The organism is Pseudoalteromonas sp. 4NS20-0020 (genome assembly GCF_057554385.1).
The window spans coordinates 656,940-676,015 of the sequence record NZ_BAAJMI010000002.1; the positions used below are offsets into that span (position 1 = coordinate 656,940).

The 19,076-nt window shown below is 40.3% G+C and carries 15 protein-coding genes; 8 read left to right on the plus strand and 7 right to left on the minus strand.

What is annotated here, in order from left to right:
* Positions 1-259: 259 nt before the first annotated feature.
* Both AC27JL_RS06860 and dgt read right to left on the minus strand, forming a co-directional pair.
* Positions 260-1,864: a cell surface protein gene (locus tag AC27JL_RS06860; RefSeq protein WP_487195190.1), complete on the minus strand. Its 1,605-nt coding sequence runs from the start codon at positions 1,862-1,864 to the stop codon at positions 260-262.
* A gap of 168 nt (positions 1,865-2,032) precedes the next feature.
* Positions 2,033-3,499, minus strand: coding sequence for a dGTPase (gene dgt, locus AC27JL_RS06865; protein ID WP_039037273.1), 1,467 nt, complete (start codon positions 3,497-3,499; stop codon positions 2,033-2,035).
* A gap of 191 nt (positions 3,500-3,690) precedes the next feature.
* Here dgt and AC27JL_RS06870 point away from each other — a divergent pair, with 191 nt between their 5' ends.
* Positions 3,691-4,914 (plus strand): alkaline phosphatase family protein, encoded by a 1,224-nt coding sequence (locus AC27JL_RS06870; protein WP_487195191.1) that lies wholly within the window; start codon positions 3,691-3,693, stop codon positions 4,912-4,914.
* Positions 4,915-5,039: 125 nt separating this feature from the next.
* On the opposite strand, the gene AC27JL_RS06875 is transcribed toward AC27JL_RS06870, so the two are convergent.
* Both AC27JL_RS06875 and AC27JL_RS06880 read right to left on the minus strand, forming a co-directional pair.
* Positions 5,040-5,783, minus strand: coding sequence for a M12 family metallo-peptidase (locus AC27JL_RS06875; RefSeq protein ID WP_006793508.1), 744 nt, complete (start codon positions 5,781-5,783; stop codon positions 5,040-5,042).
* A gap of 159 nt (positions 5,784-5,942) precedes the next feature.
* Entirely contained in the window at positions 5,943-6,641 is a 699-nt protein-coding gene (locus tag AC27JL_RS06880) for a hypothetical protein (RefSeq protein WP_008133188.1), read from the minus strand.
* Positions 6,642-6,995: 354 nt separating this feature from the next.
* On the opposite strand from AC27JL_RS06880, the gene AC27JL_RS06885 reads away from it, so the two are divergent.
* The gene (locus tag AC27JL_RS06885) at positions 6,996-8,153 is read left to right on the plus strand and encodes a benzoate/H(+) symporter BenE family transporter (RefSeq protein WP_006793510.1); all 1,158 of its coding nucleotides are present in this window, start codon (positions 6,996-6,998) and stop codon (positions 8,151-8,153) included.
* 1,187 nt (positions 8,154-9,340) lie between these two features.
* On the opposite strand, the gene AC27JL_RS06890 is transcribed toward AC27JL_RS06885, so the two are convergent.
* The 3 genes from AC27JL_RS06890 to nosR all read right to left on the minus strand — a co-directional run bounded on the left by AC27JL_RS06890 (position 9,341) and on the right by nosR (position 11,997).
* The gene (locus AC27JL_RS06890; protein ID WP_487195192.1) at positions 9,341-9,526 is read right to left on the minus strand and encodes a hypothetical protein; all 186 of its coding nucleotides are present in this window, start codon (positions 9,524-9,526) and stop codon (positions 9,341-9,343) included.
* Between the two features lie 42 nt (positions 9,527-9,568).
* The gene (hemH, locus tag AC27JL_RS06895) at positions 9,569-10,588 is read right to left on the minus strand and encodes a ferrochelatase (RefSeq protein WP_006793511.1); all 1,020 of its coding nucleotides are present in this window, start codon (positions 10,586-10,588) and stop codon (positions 9,569-9,571) included.
* A 74-nt stretch (positions 10,589-10,662) separates the two neighbouring features.
* Positions 10,663-11,997 (minus strand): response regulator c-di-GMP phosphodiesterase, NosR family, encoded by a 1,335-nt coding sequence (gene nosR / locus AC27JL_RS06900; RefSeq protein WP_010556068.1) that lies wholly within the window; start codon positions 11,995-11,997, stop codon positions 10,663-10,665.
* Between the two features lie 245 nt (positions 11,998-12,242).
* Between nosR and AC27JL_RS06905 the strand changes: the two genes are divergently transcribed.
* The 6 genes from AC27JL_RS06905 (at position 12,243) to AC27JL_RS06930 (ending at position 18,915) form a co-directional block, all read left to right on the plus strand.
* Entirely contained in the window at positions 12,243-12,608 is a 366-nt protein-coding gene (locus AC27JL_RS06905) for a response regulator (protein WP_008133194.1), read from the plus strand.
* Entirely contained in the window at positions 12,605-13,180 is a 576-nt protein-coding gene (locus AC27JL_RS06910) for a chemotaxis protein CheX (RefSeq protein WP_006793514.1), read from the plus strand. The genes AC27JL_RS06905 and AC27JL_RS06910 overlap by 4 nt, the downstream gene beginning before the upstream one ends.
* Positions 13,180-14,457, plus strand: a complete 1,278-nt coding sequence (locus tag AC27JL_RS06915; protein ID WP_487195194.1) for a PAS domain-containing sensor histidine kinase — start codon at positions 13,180-13,182, stop codon at positions 14,455-14,457. The genes AC27JL_RS06910 and AC27JL_RS06915 overlap by 1 nt, the downstream gene beginning before the upstream one ends.
* 296 nt (positions 14,458-14,753) lie before the next feature.
* Positions 14,754-16,760 (plus strand): EAL domain-containing response regulator, encoded by a 2,007-nt coding sequence (locus AC27JL_RS06920; protein ID WP_487195195.1) that lies wholly within the window; start codon positions 14,754-14,756, stop codon positions 16,758-16,760.
* A complete protein-coding gene (locus tag AC27JL_RS06925; RefSeq protein WP_487195196.1) occupies positions 16,757-17,884 on the plus strand; it encodes an HDOD domain-containing protein in 1,128 nt (375 codons plus the stop codon). Before AC27JL_RS06920 ends, AC27JL_RS06925 begins: the two co-directional genes overlap by 4 nt.
* A 119-nt stretch (positions 17,885-18,003) precedes the next feature.
* Positions 18,004-18,915: a sensor histidine kinase gene (locus tag AC27JL_RS06930; RefSeq protein WP_487195197.1), complete on the plus strand. Its 912-nt coding sequence runs from the start codon at positions 18,004-18,006 to the stop codon at positions 18,913-18,915.
* Positions 18,916-19,076: the final 161 nt, after the last annotated feature.

Genomic DNA, 19,076 nt, shown 5'->3' on the forward strand with positions numbered 1-19,076 from the left:
CGTAAAAGCGTTGCTTTTAAACGCCAGCAAGCTGCGCGTCTACCAGTAAATTGAACCTCTTTTTGAATAATAGGCTTTTAGGGCTTTAATGAACAAAGAGAAGCGAATGAGGAGTAAATGAGAAGCCAAGCCATTTGATTTATTGGTTTTTTAATCACGAGTCACTTAATCACTTCTCTAAAAGCGCAGCGTCTCTTACCCTCTTTGTGAATAACGGTTTTTAAGGATTTTAATGCACAAAGAGGAGTGAGTGAGGTTGCTACTCTTTTGTTTGTAGCTTTTTAGCGCGTTCTTCTGCGTCTATTAGTGCTTGTGATTTAGGGGCGCGTTGTTTTTCTTCTATTTTGGGTTTTTCGGCTGAGTTTGGGTCCCAACTTGCATCAAGTGATAGGTTGGCAAATGGGTTGTTGGTATCTACTTTTTTAGGCTCAGCTGCAGGGGTTTTAGGCTCGGCTTTTGTTTCTGATGCTTTTGGTTCTGGTTGCATTGTTTCAGGGGTGTTTTGTGGCGCTGGTGGCTCCGGTTCAGTTTGTGTTGGCTCTGTTTTACGTGGTTTTTTCTTTTTGCCGGGCAGTGGTGCATTAGGATCGAACGTGCGTACTTCGGGCTCTTTAAAGTCGTGTTCCGTTTTAAATGCAGGCGCTTCTGGCTCGGGTTTATCTAATTTAGCAGGTGTACTTGTTGGTAGCGGCTCTGCTGGTTGTTCAGTTTTTTCAACAGGCTCTGCTGGTGTTGGCTCTGGTTTTACTGGGCTGTGCTTGCGCTGTTTTTTTACAGGTTTTGCATCCGGATCAAAGTCGCGTACTTGCGGTTCGTTAAAGCTGCTGGCGTTTTTAATACGCTCTAACGTAGTTTTAGCTGCGGCTTCAAACTCGGCGGTATTAGGTTGTGGTTTTTCTTCGCTTGGTTTGTCATTAGTAACGGCGTCGTTAGTAGGGGCTTTTTGCTCTGCTGCTTCTGTAGCCGATTGCTCACTGGGTGCCGGTGTTTTGTGTGTGGTTTTTGGTTGCTCTTGCTCTGAGGTTACATTAGCTGTTTGTTTTTCGGCGCTTTGTGTATTTTGTGTTTGCGTACTAACTGCTGTAACGGCTACGCTGGCATTGGTTTGTTTTGCGCGGCGCAAACGAATGATCACCATTGCGCCAATAAGTACAACCAGCACTAATACAAAACTTGGTAATAATAGCGAGCTAGGTTGCTCGCGCGCTGGTTGTGGGGCAATCACTGGCGCTGGTTTTATCACCGGCGCTACTGTTGGCTCTGTGGGTTGTATAACCGGTGTCGCTTGCTGTGTTACTTGGCTTTGCGCTGGCTCTTGTACTTTTTTTGATTCTGCCTCAAGCACTTGTGCTGAAGCTTGTTCACGTTTTTGAGTTGTTATTGGCTCTGCTAGCGTTTGGTTGTCAGCTGTGTTGTTAGGCTCGTTTTTTTCAGTAGGTGTAGGTTGTGTAGGCTCTACATTAATGGTTACTTCGCTTGCGTTAGCGTCAATCATGTCGCTAATTTGCTGTTTTTGCTCATCGGTTAAGTTAAGTGTTTTTTCGTCAATTAGCCCATCGGTGGTTTGGTTGGTGGGCTCAATAACCGGAGCAGGTTGCACATTGTTTGGTTGTGGTTGAGTTACTATTACGCTTGGCTTTGGCTCTTTTACTACTGGTTTAGGCTGAGTAAGTACTTGCTTAGGTTTGTTACAATGTTTTTTGTAGTCACGCGCCGCTTTACGGTATTTTTCGCTTGTTTTGTTATTACTGTATTGCTGTACTTCTTGCTTTATAAGTATGCACATTGCTTCGTTATAAGCAGCGCTATTAACACTATAAAATAAGGCAAAACAAAGCGTCAGGCGTGTGAGTAAAGTGGTCATAAGGGCGGTTAGCGTTTAAACATTAATAAGTTGATTTTAAGCGTAAAATTAAAAATTATCTAGGGGAGTATTACGCTTAATGGCGGGCGAATATGGCTAAGCTTATTTGCTTTAATATTAAAGCTTAGCCAGGCGGTTAATAAATGGCGCTGAGTGAGCGCTATTTTATTAGCTTATTACCATCAGGCTGCGGTATTCGTCGTAGGCAAATTGGTCGGTCATGCCGCTAATGTAATCTTGAATTAACCGGCATCGGTAATAAAATTCGTAGGCTGCAAAGTGGTCGGGCTCTTCTTGCATGGCGTCTATGGCATGTTGGTAGCTGTTTAGGTGCTTTTTAGAGAGCTTTTTAACAAGCCTTGATTCTATTAGTAGGCGTTTGTCGCCATTTAGGGCGCGTTTAAAGTCGTCGCTTGTTAATTGCAGTAGTGGTTTGTAGCTGTCGAGTAGGCCGTTAATAATTCTGTAGCCTTGTAGCTCAAGCTTTTCTACTTCTTTATCTGAAAACACATGCGCTTGGGCAACTTGTTTAAGCGTTTGTGTTACGGCGTGCAAGTGGCTTCGGTCTTCTAGTAGGGCATGGTTAAAGTCGCCGTGATAAATGGGTTCTATGTTTTCTATAAAGCGTTTTGCGGCATGGTTAACCAGCGGGTGCAGCAGGGCTACACGCAGGTATATAAAAAATTCGCTATTAAAGTTATACGGTTGTGCTTTGCCACGCTCTAGTGCGTAGTTTACTGCTTTGCTAACAAAGTCTTGGTGTTCGGTGTCGTCAATGGTTAGGTTTATAAGTACTTTTTGATAGTGATTTTTAAGCACGGTGCACAGCAACTCAATGGTTATTATGCCTTTTTCTACGGCGTCTTCTATGTCGGCTAGGCAGTACGATATATCGTCGGCGGCTTCCATTATGTAACTGGCCGGATGGCGACAGTATGGCTCTATGGTTAACTCGTTTTGTAATGCTTCAATAAAGGCTTTTTCACTGTAGTAGTAGCCTACTTTTTTCATTAAGTAGTTTTTATTTTGGGGTATGTCTTTTACATCAAGCCCTGCTGGGCGGGTGTATTTTAAAATACCTGCACTTTGGCTGTAGGTTAGGTTAAGGGTTTGCAACGAGTGAATAATACGAATGCCCTGGGCGTTGCCTTCAAAGTTGCAAATGTCTTGCGCTAGGTGCTTAAAAATAACGCCTATGCCGGTGTTTGGCTCGCGGCATCGCTCGGGCGTTACACTGGCTAAATTAGTATTAAACCAGTGGTTTATTGCGGCTTCGCCAAAGTGGCCAAAAGGTGGGTTGCCAATGTCGTGCATTAGGCAAGCCATTTCTACTAGGCTTTCGAGTGGGCGTTCTAGGTCGGTTAAGCCATAATCTTTTTGTTGCTCAAAGCTTAGGTTGGCAAAAATACGCTGTACAATAAAGCGGCCAACTTGCTGTACTTCAAGTGAGTGGGTTAACCTTGAACGCACAGCGGCGTTTCGCTCAAGCGGAAATACTTGTGTTTTTTGTTGCAAGCGACGAATAGCGGCGCTGTTCATTATGCGGCCACGGTCGCTTTCGAGCGCCATTTGTAAATTAGAGGTGGTTCTGTACATACGCGCGGGGGTTATTTTTTTACTAAAGTCGATAGTCATCGGTATCCTTGTTTAGTGGCGATGACTGGCAAGTTAAATGCGCGTTGTCATTCGTTTTTAATACTTGCTAGCTAATATATACACCTAGAAGAGTTAGGTACAGGTGCTTGTATCATTTAAGGCCTGGCAATTGTATTATAAAGTTATATTTTTCAGTATTTAACGTATTTTAATGTAGGCGAGTATTTGTAATGAAGTATGGATTTGTAAAGGCGATGATGTGGGCACTTTTGGTGTTAACCAGCCATACGGCGTTTGCAGCAAAAGAGCAAACGGTAGTACTTGTGTCGATTGACGGTTTTAGGTGGGACTACATTGAAAAACACGGTGCACCTAATTTAAAAGCTATGGCCGATAAAGGCGTAAGGGCACAAAAGTTAATACCGGTTTACCCCACAAAAACGTTTCCTAATCATATTTCTATTGTGACTGGATTATTGCCAGTGAATCACGGCATTGTTGATAACAAATTTTGCGACAAAGCGCGTAATAACGAATGTTACAGCATGGGTAAAGCATTAGGTGACAGTACGTGGGTAAAAGGCATTCCGCTGTGGAACTTAGCTAAAATGCAGGGGCTTAAGTCGGCGGCGTATTTTTGGCCTGAATCGGATGCGCGTTTTAATGGTATGACTCCCGACTATTTTTATCATTACTCTAAGCATAGTGAGTACCAAGGCCGGGTTGATCAAATTATTCAGTGGTTGAGCTTACCTAAAGCGCAGCGCCCTCGGTTTGTTGCGAGTTATTTTTCGTTAGTCGATAGCATGGGGCACGAATTTGGCCCCGACGCACCACAAACACGCGATGCAGTTAAACAGCTCGATACGTTAATGGGGCAGTTACACGCGCGTTTAAATAAATTAGAACAAGATGTGAACTTAGTGATTGTGTCGGACCATGGTATGGCGGTTGTTGATCCTGATAAAAGCATTTTGTTAAACACGTTACCTAGTGATGACGGTTTTATAGTTAAAAATACGGGGCCGCGTTTACTAATATATGCAAAACCCGAAACCAGCGTAGCCGACATAGCCAATTACAAAGCGCGTTTACGCGAGGCGGCAAATGGCCGTTATACAGTGTTAACTGATGAGCAGTTGGCTGGGTATCATTATAATAAAGGGAGCCGTGTGGGCGATATTATAGTGCAAACTAACGCGCCTGCTGTATTTACCAGTAAGGGTAAATCGACTTATGTTGGCACACACGGTTACGCTTACACAGACGACATGGCAGCCACGTTTATTGCAACTGGGCCTGCATTTAAACAAGGTGTAAGCCTTAAAAAAGTAAATAACCTCGACATTTACCCGGTGCTTGCAAAAGTAATGGGCTTAAAGCTTTTAAATAAGGTAGATGGCGATGGTAAAACGTTAATGCCGGCTATTAAGCAAAAGGTTGTTGTACATTAAAAAGAGCGCATAACGCGCTCCAAAGGGACTAAGGCTAATCCGCAAAATAGATCACTTAATTAAACGGATTAGACTAACAAAATAACGTAAGCGGGCATTACATATGCCCGCTTTTTTGTGCTCATTTATTTAAAGTTAGCAATACTTGTTTTTGTAGCCGTTACAGTGCGAATTGCGTATGCCTGGTTTGTAATACCGTAAGGAATACCGTTTACGCTCCAATTTGGGTTAGAGAAGTAATCGTACTGTGTTGCGCTACCAAATACTTGTGGGTACGCCATGATACTTGCAAACTCGTTTTGTACACCGTGGCCCATGCCGTCAGTGTAAACACCACCCGACGTATCACCTTGTTTACGTGAATGCGCTAAGCCTTGGTTATGGCCTAGCTCGTGTACAAATGTGCTTGCGCCACAATCAATCGCTGTAATTGAGTACATACGATCGCTCATTGAGCTGTAAAGGTTGCCGTTTGTACCTTGCCCAACCCATGCTAAACCACATGAAATTAAGCCAGCACCTGCACTTTGACCCATACCTAGCACTGCTACCATATCGGCTTTCCAGCCTGTGCGTAGGTTATCTACGTAGCTGCTGTTTGTTACTGCATTAAGCCAATCTTCAGATGGCGTAATTGCGTAGTCGCCTAAGTTTTGCGAGCCCACTAAACGCAGCGTAATGTCTACGCCATTTTGGCTGTAAACTTGATTACTAAACGCAATAAGCTGGTTAATTTTTGTATTAATATTGCTGGTTGCTGCAGCCGACTGGTCGGTATATAAAATACCAATATCGATTGTTTCTGCTTGAGCTGTGCTTGCAGCGCACAATGCAGCTGCTACTGCTGTTTTGATGATTACATTCTTCATTGTTGTATTTCCTTACTCTTGTAGTGGTTAATATAGTTATTATTAAATTTTGCTTAAGCATAACGAGCACGCTTAAGCAGCCATTTAATGGGGCTTAATATAAATATTTAGGTAATAGCAATCCGCGATAGCACTTAATTAAGCGGGCGGAATAAGTGATTAGCCGTCGGTTTTAGGCGCAAACATATCGCCAGTGTTATCGGTTTTTGGTTGTGGGGCACTTACGTCGTGCTCAATATGGCTTTTATATAAATCGCGTTTAGCTGCTATCCAGCCGTATTGGCCTTTGCTTTCAAATACGTAGTTACCAGAAGGCGCGGTAAACTGACCGTATATAGCGTCTTTCCCAACGGTAAGTACCGTGTTGTGCATACGTCCGTCAACGCCAAGTACTTTTCCAAAAATGCTTTTGTCACCATTGGCCGACTCAATAACGTTAGTGACTTCGGCTGTATAAGTTTCGGTTGTTTGTGGAATAGCTAAATCAAAGTTTTCGCCTGTTTTTAGTGCTTGTAAAGTGGCTAAATCAAACTCTATGTAAGCCTCGTTATTAAGGTCGGTAGGCAGTACTTTGGCATTGGTAAGTACTGCTTTGGCACGATCTGATAAGCGGTTTACCGCGTCAAAGCTTTCAAATGGAGCTGTTTGTTCTATTTTTGGCGTGGCTTTTATAGGGTCTTTACTCATATCAATAGGCGCAGGCGCTTTGGTTGTGCGTGTTTTTTGTAGATCAATAGGAACAAAATCGATCGCTATTGGAGCAGTAGGCTCCTCGGCTTTTTTGGTCTCAATTACTCCTTTGTAAATGGCAAATGCGAGTACCGCAGTAGCAATGGCAGCAATGATTAAACGCTTCATTTGTTTCTCTTTTGGTGTTTTTGGTTAACTATTTGTTACGTTTTATACTAAGTGAGTAATTAGATCAAGTTTGGTTTTATAGTATTAATGTATTGTTTTTTGATTTTTTAAGTTGTTGTAAAGTAATGGTTAGCTTGTTTTTAGTACATTTTAGGTATTGCTTTTTGTAGGCTTTATGCGGCCTGTGGCGCTTTTATAGGTACTTGTTTGTTTTTTTAAATGCAACAATTTAAAGGCTCAAAACTTTTTAAAATAAAAATGAAAATAATTCACGATTCTTACACTAATAGTTAATTGCATTGTAAAAATGAGCAACGTATGTTGTGTGCATAAAAATAAATGCAAGAGGGATATATGGCGTTTTCAGATCAATTACTTAACCGAGCAACCGCTGGATTAGTGGCAGTGATTATTGGTTTTGCAAGTTCCATTGCATTAATTTATCAGGTTGTGATCACTCTAGGGGGGACGCCTGATTTAGTTGCGAGCTGGATTTTAATGCTAGGTTTAGTAATGGGAACAACCTCAATTGGTTTATCTTACTATTACAAAGTTCCTGTTTTAATTGCATGGTCGACCACCGGGGCTGCTTTGCTTATATCAAGTGCACAGGGGTATAACCTAAACGAGGCGGTTGGAGCATTTATGTTTGCCGCGTTGTTGGTTTTTTTGTCGGGTATAACGGGTTGGTTTGAAAAAATAATGAACCGAATACCCAGCGAACTTGCCTGTGCCATGTTAGCGGGCGTGCTGGTTACTTTTGGTATTGATGTATTTAATTTTATGAATGATATGCCCTTAGTTATAGGGTTAATGGTATTGGTTTATTTTGTAGGTAAGCGCTTTTTTGCGCGCTTTGCCATGCTAAGCGTGCTGATTGTGGGGGTGTTATTAGCGTGGCAATTTGGTCATGTAGATACTAGCGCATTGCAGTGGAAAATGAGTCACTTTACCTATATTGCGCCTTCGTTTAATTTACAAGCCTGTATAAGCATTGGTTTGCCTTTATATATTGTGACAATGACCTCTCAAAACCTGCCAGGTATTGCTGTGTTAAAGGCGCACAATTATAAGGCGCCTATTTCGGCATCGCTTAATGTGACGGGGCTAGTAAATGTACTTTGTGCGCCGTTTGGAGCGTATTCAATTAATTTAGCTGCGATTACGGCGGCTATTTGTATGAGTGATGAGGCTGATAAAAACCCGGATAAACGCTATTGGGCAAGTATTGCAGGCGGTGTGTTTTACATTTTAATGGCGTTGTGTGCTGCAACTTTAGTCGGTTTGGTGGCTAGTTTGCCGCAGGCACTTATTTTGGCGTTAGCGGGTATCGCTTTGTTTGGGACTATTGCAAATAGTTTGCAGCAAGCGTTAACGGGTTCGCAATATACCGAGGCTGCAATAGTGACGTTTTTGGTTACGGCGTCTGATTTAACGATGTTTTCAGTAGGATCTGCTTTTTGGGGAATTATAGCGGGCGTATGTACAGTAATGATCACTCGTAAGGGTTAATTACGTTGGGTTTTAAGTAAAATAGCAGCGCCTTTTGACCTCTTTGTGGTTAATTGGCTTTTAAAAACGTAATGCACAAAGAGGAGTGAATGAGAAGTAAATGAGAAGAGCAAAGCCAATGTTTAGTTTGCTTTTGTAGACGTATAGCTTGCTCACGTTAGAAGCGGCAGCTTCTTGTTATTTAAAAATAAATATGACCACAGAGCACACCGAGGCGCTTTGCGCTACACAGAGTTTAAAAAATATTGGTTTGGTCACTTCTCCTGGCCTTCACTTCTCGGTGGTGAGTTAATTACTTTATTCCCCGTAAAAGCGTTGCTTTTAAACGCCAGCAAGCTGCGCGTCTACCAGTAAATTTAGAAATAATGGGCTTATAAAACTGTAATACACAAAGAGGAGTGAATGAGGAGTAAATGAGAAGAGCAATACCAATGTTTAGTTTGTTTTTGTAGACGTAGAGCTTGCTCACGTTAGAAGCGGCAGCTTCTTGTTATTTAATAATAAATATGACCACAGAGCACACTGGGGCGCTTTGCGCTACACAGAGTTTAAAAATTTTGGTTTGGTCACTTCTCCTGGCCCCTACTTCTCGGTGGTGAGTTAATTACTTTATACCCCGTAAAAGCGTTGCTTTTAAACGCCAGCAAGCTGCGCGTCTACAGGTAAATTTAGAAATAATGGACTTTCAAAACTGTAATGCACAAAGAGGAGTGAATGAGGAGTAAATGAGCAGCTAAAGTGAATAGGGCTATTTTTAGCTTGGTTTTGTAGACGTAGAGCTTGCTCACGTTAGAAGCGCAGCTTCTTGCTAAAAAATAAATATCACCACAGAGTTCACCGAGGCGCTTCGCGCTACACAGAGTTAAAAAATATTGGGTTGGTCACTTTTTCTGATCTTCTCCTTCACTTCTCGGTGGTAACACAATCATTTTATTACCCCCCGTAAAAGCGTTGCTTTTAAACGCCAGCAAGCTGCGCGTCTACCAGTAAATTTAGAAATAATGAGCTTATAAAACTGTAATGCACAAAGAGAAGTGAATGATCAGGGCAAAGCCAATGTTTAGTTTATTTTTGTAGACGTAGAGCTTGCTCACGTTAGAAGCGGCAGCTTCTTGTTATTTAATAATAAATATGACCACAGAGCACACCGAGGCGCTTTGCGCTACACAGAGTTTAAAAAGTAGTTATTAGTCACTTCTCGGTGTTAAGTTAGTTACGTTTACGAATAAATCGACTAAATGTAAAAGCGTTGCTTTTAAACGCCAGCAAGCTGCGCGTCTACAGGTAAATTCAGCCATGGCATTGTAAATGATGGGCTTTTCACTAATTCTAAAAGCGCAGCGTCTCTTACCCTCTTTGTGAATAATGGGCATAAAAAAGGCGTTAATATTAACGCCTTTTATATATTGAGTTGATTACAACATTGGTTTTAACACATCAAATATGGCTTCAATGTGGTCGTCTCTGTCGTTTAAAGCTGGGATGTAGCGGTATTTTTCGCCGCCAGCTTCTTCAAATATTTCGCGGTTTTCGCCTTCTAACTCTTCTAGTGTTTCAAGGCAGTCGGCGCTAAAAGCGGGGCTTATAATTGCCACATCTTTAATGCCTTCGGCTGGCAGGCTTTCTAGCGTTGCATCGGTGTAGGGCTTTAACCACTCTGCTTTACCAAATCGGCTTTGGAAAGTGCTAATGACATTGTCTTTATCAAGGCCAAGCTTTTCAACAACAAGTCGCGTTGTTTGTAAGCAAAGGCAATGATATGGGTCGCCGTTGTCTAAAAATAATTTTGGCATACCGTGGTACGAAAAAACAATTTTTTGCGGCATCCCGTTGGCTGCTAGATCTTCGCTTATGCTATTAGCTAACGATTCAATATAAGTGGTGTTTTTGTGGTAACCGTTTATAAAGTGAAGTTCAGGCACCCAGCGCCATTTGCGTAGCACGCTTGATACAGCGTCAAATGTAGACCCTGTTGTAGGGCTTGAATACTGAGGATACATTGGCATGATAATTATGCGCGTGAGGCCTTTGTCTCTTAGCTCTTCAAGGCCAGCTTCTATTGAAGGATTGCCGTAGCGCATGGCCATAACAACTTCGGTGTTTGTGTAGCCTTTTTGCTTTAACAATGTGTTGAGCTTTTCGCTTTGCTGGCGCGTAATGTGCGTGAGGGGCGACCCGTTTTCTGTCCAAATGCTTTTGTATAGCTTTGCTGAACGTTTTGGACGTACTCGTAAAATAATGCCATGTAGTATGATCATCCAAACAAGGCGTGGTATTTCTACTATGCGTGGGTCAGATAAAAACTCGCGTAAGTAGATACGCAGTGCCGCGGCTGTTGGGGCGTCTGGGCTCCCTAAGTTAGTAAGCAGTATTCCCGTTTTTTGATTAAAACGCCCGTCGTGGGGATTGTCGGTTACGGCAGAAAATCGCGACACGTTGTGCTCCTTCAAGCAAAGTTATATGTATATTTTAGGCTTATTGTAACGAAAAAAAGCCTGCTTTAGATCAATCATTTAGCGCTTTTAATCATAATTCTAAAGGGGGTTGGTTTTTTTGCTTCAAGTTGTTGTAACTTCTCAATTGATTTACGGCTAAACACATGGCCTTTGGGCAGCAACATAATGCCAGTGTGGCTTTGTATCGAGTTCCCTAATACCATATTTTCTTTAAGCTCTTGAGCATTACAAATAGTGACCGACCCCGCTGTGCTTTTCTTCTCTTTCATTTTGTTGTGGCTGGCTTCAAGTGCTCGCACAATTTTTGGATGATAAAACGTACCGCTGTAAAGTTTTATAGTGTCGAGTGCGTGCTGATGATGTTCGGCCTCGTTATCGCCCACACTTTGTTCATAGGCTTCCCAATAATCACGTGCAACGCTTAAAACCATGGCGCCAATGGGTATTTCGTTACCCGAAAGCCCTTTAGGTAACCCGTTGCCGTTATAGCGCTCATATTGATAGTAAATAGCATCAGATACATCGTGTAAATGCAGTGCAGGCATAAGCATTAGCTGCGCGGTGCTTGGGTGTGTGTAAAAGGTTTTGCGTTGTGCTTCGGTTAGTTTATTCACTGGTTTTTTATAAAGATCGGGGTCCATGGCTAGCAATCCTATTTGTGCTAGGTAACCCGCAGTTGGCGCAAGTTCGATACTTTTTTGCGATGTATTTAGATACAAGGCTATATGCGTACAGGTATTGGCAATGTTTTGTGCTCTGTTGCCATCGAGATAAGGGTTTGCATTGATAAAATTGTAGAGCAGCTCTACGGTAGATTTATGCTCGTTTTTTTCTCGTTCATTTGCTTTTTCAAGCTGCCTGAGCACTTGTTTTATTTGCTTTGTACGCTTTTCTACTCTGAGTTCTAACGACTGATTCAGTTCGGTTAATTGTGCATTTTGTTTTTTGACATGCGCTTGAAGTAGTTCGTTGTGCTTTTTTAAGCGAAACTTTTCAACTGCTGATTTTATAACACCGATTAAGTGATCGTTTTGCCAAGGCTTTTGAATGTAGGCGTTAATACCCCCATCGTTTACTGCACTAACCGTTGACTCTAGATCAGAATAGCCCGTTAGCAAAATACGTTGAGTGTCAGGAGCTAGCTTTTTTGCTTTTGCTAAAAACTCTGCGCCGCTCATTTTGGGCATACGCATGTCACTTATGACCACATCAAACTGTGTGGCTGTCATTTTTTGAAGTGCGTCGTGTCCGTCGGTCGATACAACCACATTAAATTTGTTCATTCGTAACAGCCGTACAAGTGACTTTAAAACACTTGCTTCGTCGTCTAGACATAGAATGTGGGCAGGTCTGTTGTTAAATTCTTCTAGTTCAGAGGTTTTTTGCATAAAAGTAAAGCCAGCCAAATCTGATATACGGTTAAATTTAGTCTAACCTCGGCTTATAAACAACTGAATTGGCAGATTTTATTAATCGCAACAAACTTTATTAAAGCGTCAATCTAAAATGCATAAAAACACAATTAAAACCCAGCATAAAAAGCGAATTTTAGGCTATTTTTTTTGCAGAAATTACTAATTACTTCTACTCTAAAACAGAAGGTTACGTACTAATATTGTATAGCGAGGACTGTATGCCAATACCGGTTACAATAGCTGATGACTCAGCACTTTCAAGAAAAACAATTAAACGCGCACTTCCTGAAGATTGGGATATTACGATTCACGAAGCCAAAAATGGGGTTGAAGCGCTAGATGCTGTGCATGCCGGGTTAGCAGAGGTTCTGTTTTTAGACTTGCAAATGCCACAAATGGATGGCTTTGAAGTGTTAAAAGAGTTGCAGCAAGAGCATCAAAAAACCATTGTTATAGTGATTAGCGCAGATATTCAACCTGCAGCACAGGCGCTTGTTAGCTCTATGGGCGCTTTTAGGTTTTTACAAAAGCCTTTAAAAGCCGACCAATTACGCGAAACCTTGCTGGATGTTGGCTTGTTATGATTGAAATAAACGAAGACGAGCGCGATGCGCTTCAAGAAATAATGAACATTTCTATGGGGCAAGCGGCCGATGCGCTTGCTCGACTTATTCAAACCAAAGTGTCTTTGTCTATTCCTGCTATTCAAGCAATGTCTCCTGAAGATTTTCAGGGAATGATTAATAGCCTTTCAAATAACTGGTTTGCACGGCAGTCGTTCACGGGCACTATTCGTGGTGAAGTGATAATGAGTATGCATAAAGACGGTTGCAATGCGTTGGCTGAAGTAATGGATTTTGACTTACCGCTTGATGAAGCCGCAACAGAAGAACTTGTTTTAGAAATTACCAATATTTTATCTGCTGCTTGCCTACAAGGCTTTACCAGTCAGCTTGAGTTATCAACGCAATTAAATATGCCTGCGTTTTATTATCCGGTGCAATCTGCTCACAGTAATGAGTGGTCGTCTATTTTAATTATAGAAGTTGAATTTTTTATTGAGCAAATGCAATTTGATGCGCGCATACTCATTGGCTTAAGTGAAGGTTCTATTGAACAGCTGCTAATACCAATCAAAGCCTTATTGGAGGATTGATGGAAAAAAGCGAGTTTGAACGCGTCATTGAGCAACTTCCTATTGGTGCCTGTATTATAAATCAGGATATGACAATCACTTTCGCTAACCCTACGTTTTTAGGTGGATTAACCATTCGCCAACCCGATTTAGTTGGCCAACCTCTATTAACTGTATTTGAAGAACAAGCGCGTTTTTTAAAACGTAAAATTGACAGTGTATTTATTTTAAAAAACCCAAGCTTTAGTTACTGGCAACAACGCCCCCATGTATTCCCCATGCGAAGCAGTCGTCCCATTACAGGGGATGAGTCGCAAATGTACCAAAATGTGCAATTTATGCCGTTATCAAATGAAAATGCCGAGGTTACGCATGTCAGTATTTTTGTGACAGATGTAACCGCAGAGGCCAGTTATTTTATTCAGCAATCTGATTTAAAAAATGCGCTAGAAGACGAGCATCAACAATTAAAGGCACTGCATCAAGAGTTAAAAGTAGCGCAAAAGAAAATGCTGCAATCAGAAAAAATGGCGTCTATAGGTCAGTTGGCCGCAGGGGTTGCACATGAAATTAATAACCCAATAGGGTTTGTGAGCTCAAACCTAGAAACGCTCAAGGATTATGCGTTAAAACTAATAAAAACAACGCAGACGCAAAAAAAAATCATTGTAAAACAGGCTGAAGATCGCTTTATTAAATTACTTGAGGATGTATACGAACGCCAGGGTGTTGACTTTATAATAGAAGATTTACCGGAGCTACTCGATGAGTCGCTAGATGGTGCAGAGCGAGTTAAAAAAATTGTTAATAGCTTACGAGATTTTGCATTAAGCGATGAAGAAAGCTGGATGGAAGTGGACTTATGCGCTGAGATTGAGTCGACGTTAATTGTGTTAAAGAATGAGCTCAAATATAAAGTTCAAATTGAAAAGCAGTTCCCTGCAGAGCCTGTTTTTTTATGGGGTAAGGCCAGTAAAATACGGCAACTCTTGTTTAATACTATTTTAAACTCGTTACAAGCGATGGTTTCTGGAGGAACACTGACCATTGAGTGTAAGCAAGAAAAAGACAAAATAAAGCTTATTATTGAAGACACTGGCGCAGGTATTGCTGAGTCTGATTTAGAGCGAATTTTTGATCCCTTTTTTACAACCAAAGAGGTTGGGCAAGGTACTGGCTTAGGCTTGTCTGAGGTGTACACCATCACTGAAGAGCACGAAGCAAGTGTTGATGTACTGAGTAAAGTGGGTGAAGGCAGTCGCTTTGTGTTTGTTTTCAATACCCCAAAAAGTTCATGAGCTAAAAAACAGCGCTAAGAGAGGCATGTTTTGTGACTAAAGGTTGATTGAATAGTGTTGCTGGTATTGTTTATTATTAGCTAATTATATTGGGTTGGTATTTTTTATTATATTAATTCTTTATGGTTGGGTTGGTGGTTTGTAGATAGCAAGTGATATATTTGCATTAGGGTTACATGTTATTTAAATGTAAATTACTGTTACCCTATCATTTTAATGACGGCAGTACTTTTTTAAGTACTGTTGTATTAGCTGTTTTGATCTTTTTTAAGATTGAATAACAATAGGAGCCAATAGTGGAACCTAGTATCCTTTTGGTTGATGATGAAGTTAATGTTTTGCGCTCTTTACGGCGTGTATTGCAGCGTGCCGGCTTTAAGGTAAGTGTAGCCGAAAGTGGCCCTGAGGCGCTTGAATACTTAAAAACAAGCGACGTATCTATTATTGTGACTGACTACCGAATGCCTAATATGACTGGGGCTGATTTACTTCGAGAAGTTAAAATTCACTGGCCAGAAATAATAAATATAGTGCTTAGCGGTCATTCTGATTTTAATTCGGTGGTTGAGCTTCTTAACCAAGGACTGGCGATTAAGTTTTTACAAAAGCCTTGGAATGAAAATGAACTGATAACAACCATTGAACAGGCGCAACAACTCTATTGCAAGCGTATTGCTCAGCACGAGCGTGACCAACTACTTTTAGGTAGCGTTACCGCGCTTATTGAAATAGACGAAAATGGTAAAATAAACCGTTTTAATGCGCCTGCGCAGTCTTTGTTTTCAGGTTTATACAGCTTTGTTGATGATTACATAATTAATATAGACGCACAGCCAAATAAAGACGACTTGACGGCCTTTTTAAGTAATAAAACCAATATGTTATTTATTGCTCGTAAATGCGCAGAAAGCGAAAAAGAATACGAGTTTATTTTGGAGCGTTATTGGTCTGATGATTTTTGTCAGTTACTTAAGCTGTCGGTTAACCCTAGTAAGTCGAGTGACAAATTTTTAATAGAAAGCTTTGGTGATTTTTTAATTAAAGAGCCTGCTTTTTATCAACAGCTAAATGAGTATGAAGGTGAAAACACTAGCTACACGGTTATTTTTATCGGTATTGCTAAATTTGAACTTATTGCTGATTTATTAGATTACCAAAGCGCTTACGAGTTTACACATTTGCTTGCAAAAGTACTGCACAATACCTTTGGTGAAAAGGTAAAAATGTGTCAAAAGCATTCTAACCAGTTTATGTTATCTGTACCTCACGCAAGTAACGATGCCACATTACTTGCCGCACTTAATAAAACAATGACCTCATTTACAGAGGCTATCCCCCAACGTTACAAAGGAATGAGTTTAGAGCTTTATGGGGTTTACGGCATTTTTCCTGACGATGTTTTGTCGGGCAAAGAGCTTATAAATCATCTTAGCCTGAACATGCATTACCTAGCAAAAAAACAGCAACGATTTTTTACCCGCTTTGATGCAGAGCTTGTGAATGACTACCGAAAAAACTTTGAACTAAGTAGGCTGCTTTTTAAAGCAATTGATAACGAAGAATTTAGTTTATGTTTTCAGCCAAAAATAGATTTAAAAACACATAAGGTAAGTGGTGCCGAAGTGCTTATTAGGTGGTATGAGCCGACAAAGTATGGGTGGGTGTCTCCTAGTTTATTTATACCTATTTCTGAATGTGATGGCCAAATTATCGCTATAAGTCGATTTGTAATTTCACAGAGTTTTAAACAGCTTAAGCAATGGAACATGCAAAAAGTTGAAGTAGGTAAACTCGCTATAAACCTTTCTGCTCGGCAAATTAAAGAAGACCCTGAATGGATAGACTTTATGCTTGAGTCTCTAAATGAGAACAACCTCAGTGCATCAAACATTCAGTTTGAGTTAACAGAAACCTACTTAATGGATGATCTAACAAAATGCCAACTGCAAATAACCAGATTAAGAAGCTTAGGGTTTGAAGTCCAAATTGATGATTTTGGTATAGGTTATTCATCACTTGCGTATCTTTCAAAGTTATCAATCGATGGCATAAAATTAGATAAGGAGCTGATAAGTGGTTTAGATTCATCCCTTGAAATGCAAAGTATGATCAGAAACATTGTGCGTATGTCCCATGATCTTAATTTAAAGGTGATTGCAGAAGGAGTCGAGACGGCTCACGAATGTAAATTGGTAGAAAGACTTGGCTGTGATTATATTCAAGGTTTTTATTTTTCTAGACCTTTGCCTGCTGATGAGTTTTATGATTACTTAATAAATACAAATGTGCGCGGTGATGAATGAAAACAATGAGAGTAGTTTTATTTGACGACGAGCTGTTTATATTAAAGGCGCTACATAGAACTATTAACAGAATATATCCCGCTGCTGACGTTATTACGGTGAGTGAAATAAATGAATTTTGGTCTGTGCTTAAAAATAATAAATCAATAGACCTAATTATAAGCGATTACTTAATGCCGCACGTTAATGGATTAGATGTGTTAGAGCGCTGTTTAATTGAAAATTCGTACCCAGTGAGGGCTTTGCTCACGGGGGACCCGTCGTTAACCGAAAAAATGCGTCAATGTAACGTTGTGCATATGTACCTTGCTAAACCATTTAATAAAGACGATTTAATACTTTTGTTTAACAATGTGGCAGAATTAAAAGCACTCCCGTTTTCAGAAAGTATGAGAAGAAAACTGGGGGCAATGTCTAGCTTTCCGGTTTATCCTTCACTGCTGCAAGAGCTCAATACGCTTATTGATAGTGGAGAGTTCGACCTAGCCGAAGTAGCTGAGCTTGTCTCTAAGGAGCCTGTTATTGTTGCTAAGTTGCTGCAACTTGCTAACTCGGCCTATTTGGGCTTTACACGTAAAACAGTCTCTATAGAAGAGGCCGTTTCTCGCCTTGGTACGACTATTTTATTGTCAATTAGTACATCATTATTAATGGCAGAAAATTTGCCTCCTTCTATATCGGCCATCGATCACGAAAAGCAAATACATGTTGCAACACATTATGCTAGTTGTGTTAAAAAATTTGCACAACATATAGGTATGAACTTAAAAGAGCAGGCTTTGCTATTTTCAGTGGCGCTATTGAGTTTTGTTGGTAAATTAATAAATGTTGAAGAAGTGACGGACCAACACAAATTAACTGAGCCTGAGCAAAGTATAAATTACCTTCATGTATCTGCTTATATCATGAAATTATGGGGGCAGAGTACGCAGGTGTGCGCATTAATTTTAAACTCCAATGAGTTAAAAACCCCCGCTGATAATTTGAGTAATACCCTATATATTGTTCATCAAAAGCTATTTAATAAGCAGTCTAACGAGGCCCTTATTGTTGGTTGTCAGCAACAGGGGGTTTGTTCATCCTTTTGTGAAGCAATAATTACGTTTGAGTGGGAAGTGCCTTAAGTTAGTCTGCCTGTTTATTGTCAATTTACACATTTATTTACAGAACAAAAAGGAGATCTGGTTGCGTATTTTCAGTTTGGCAACTAAATATTAGTTATACAAGCTATAGGGATACTGGCATGAATGAAGTAGAGAGTCATTTAGAAAGTGTATGTTTAAACGATGAAAAAAAACTTAAGTCGTTACAAAAGCAACTAAGTGAAAAAGAGTCCGAATTAGCACGGTATAAAAAAATGCTTGTCCAAAGTACTAAAATGGCAACATTGGGTACGCTAAGTGTTGATGCGGCTTCGGAAATAAGCACCCCATTGTCACAAGCAATTAATACGATAGATAACCTTAGCCATAGCAGCCCAATAATCTCCACATTACTAAATATCAGCGAGCAATACTTAAACGGTGAACTCAAAGAAAGCCAGTTTAAACACGAGCTCGACTTACTTAATTTACAACACCCATTTGCTTGGATTGGCAATGACTTGTCGACCAAAATAAAAGACAGCGCGAGCACCTTAAGGCAGGTTAACTATTGCGTTCAAAATTTACTTAATTTTTCTGAATCTAATGAATGTTATGCAGTTCAGCTCGTCAACATAGTCGATGTTGCTGTAAATATGCTTAAGCTTCTTGAAAGTCAGCTATCGCTGTGCGCTATAAAAACCGATTTTGAAAATGTACCGCCTATTTATTGTAATTTAGCTTCAATTAATCAGCTTTTTGTTAATTTACTCATTAATGCCCGAGAAGCCTGTGAGCATAATGACACCAAAGGGTGCATTGTTGAAGTGCGTGTTTTTGAACAAAATAGCTTTATTTGTATTGAGATAAAAGATAACGGTTGTGGCATGACAAACCATGTACAAGAACAGATGTTTGACCCTTTTTTCACGACCAAAGAAGTAGGAAAAAATAGTGGGATGGGGCTAACTCTTGTGCACTCAATAGTGCAAGAACACGCAGGAAAGATACAAGTTAACAGCATAATAGAGACAGGTACGTCCATTTTATGCTCACTCCCCTTAAAAGAATAAGTTAATAAATAAATACCTAGTGTAAATAGTGTGTTAAATAATTAGTTTGTAATTTTAATTCTTTATTTGCTTTAATTTTAATCGTTTTGAGGTTGTTTTTTCTTTATTTGAATTTAATTTGCATACTTAGGTCATAAATTTAAATTTTTTCATTTCTTTTT

Excerpts from the sequence above, each read along its gene's own strand:
- AC27JL_RS06915 (WP_487195194.1), top strand. The coding sequence starts at position 13,180 with ATGGAAAAAAGCGAGTTTGAACGCGTCATTGAGCAACTTCCTATTGGT.
- AC27JL_RS06860 (WP_487195190.1), bottom strand. The coding sequence starts at position 1,864 with ATGACCACTTTACTCACACGCCTGACGCTTTGTTTTGCCTTATTTTAT.
- AC27JL_RS06910 (WP_006793514.1), top strand. The coding sequence starts at position 12,605 with ATGATTGAAATAAACGAAGACGAGCGCGATGCGCTTCAAGAAATAATG.
- AC27JL_RS06905 (WP_008133194.1), top strand. The coding sequence starts at position 12,243 with ATGCCAATACCGGTTACAATAGCTGATGACTCAGCACTTTCAAGAAAA.
- AC27JL_RS06880 (WP_008133188.1), bottom strand. The coding sequence starts at position 6,641 with ATGAAGCGTTTAATCATTGCTGCCATTGCTACTGCGGTACTCGCATTT.
- dgt (WP_039037273.1), bottom strand. The coding sequence starts at position 3,499 with ATGACTATCGACTTTAGTAAAAAAATAACCCCCGCGCGTATGTACAGA.
- AC27JL_RS06885 (WP_006793510.1), top strand. The coding sequence starts at position 6,996 with ATGGCGTTTTCAGATCAATTACTTAACCGAGCAACCGCTGGATTAGTG.
- nosR (WP_010556068.1), bottom strand. The coding sequence starts at position 11,997 with ATGCAAAAAACCTCTGAACTAGAAGAATTTAACAACAGACCTGCCCAC.
- AC27JL_RS06930 (WP_487195197.1), top strand. The coding sequence starts at position 18,004 with ATGAATGAAGTAGAGAGTCATTTAGAAAGTGTATGTTTAAACGATGAA.
- AC27JL_RS06870 (WP_487195191.1), top strand. The coding sequence starts at position 3,691 with ATGAAGTATGGATTTGTAAAGGCGATGATGTGGGCACTTTTGGTGTTA.
- AC27JL_RS06890 (WP_487195192.1), bottom strand. The coding sequence starts at position 9,526 with ATGCCCATTATTCACAAAGAGGGTAAGAGACGCTGCGCTTTTAGAATT.
- AC27JL_RS06875 (WP_006793508.1), bottom strand. The coding sequence starts at position 5,783 with ATGAAGAATGTAATCATCAAAACAGCAGTAGCAGCTGCATTGTGCGCT.
- AC27JL_RS06925 (WP_487195196.1), top strand. The coding sequence starts at position 16,757 with ATGAAAACAATGAGAGTAGTTTTATTTGACGACGAGCTGTTTATATTA.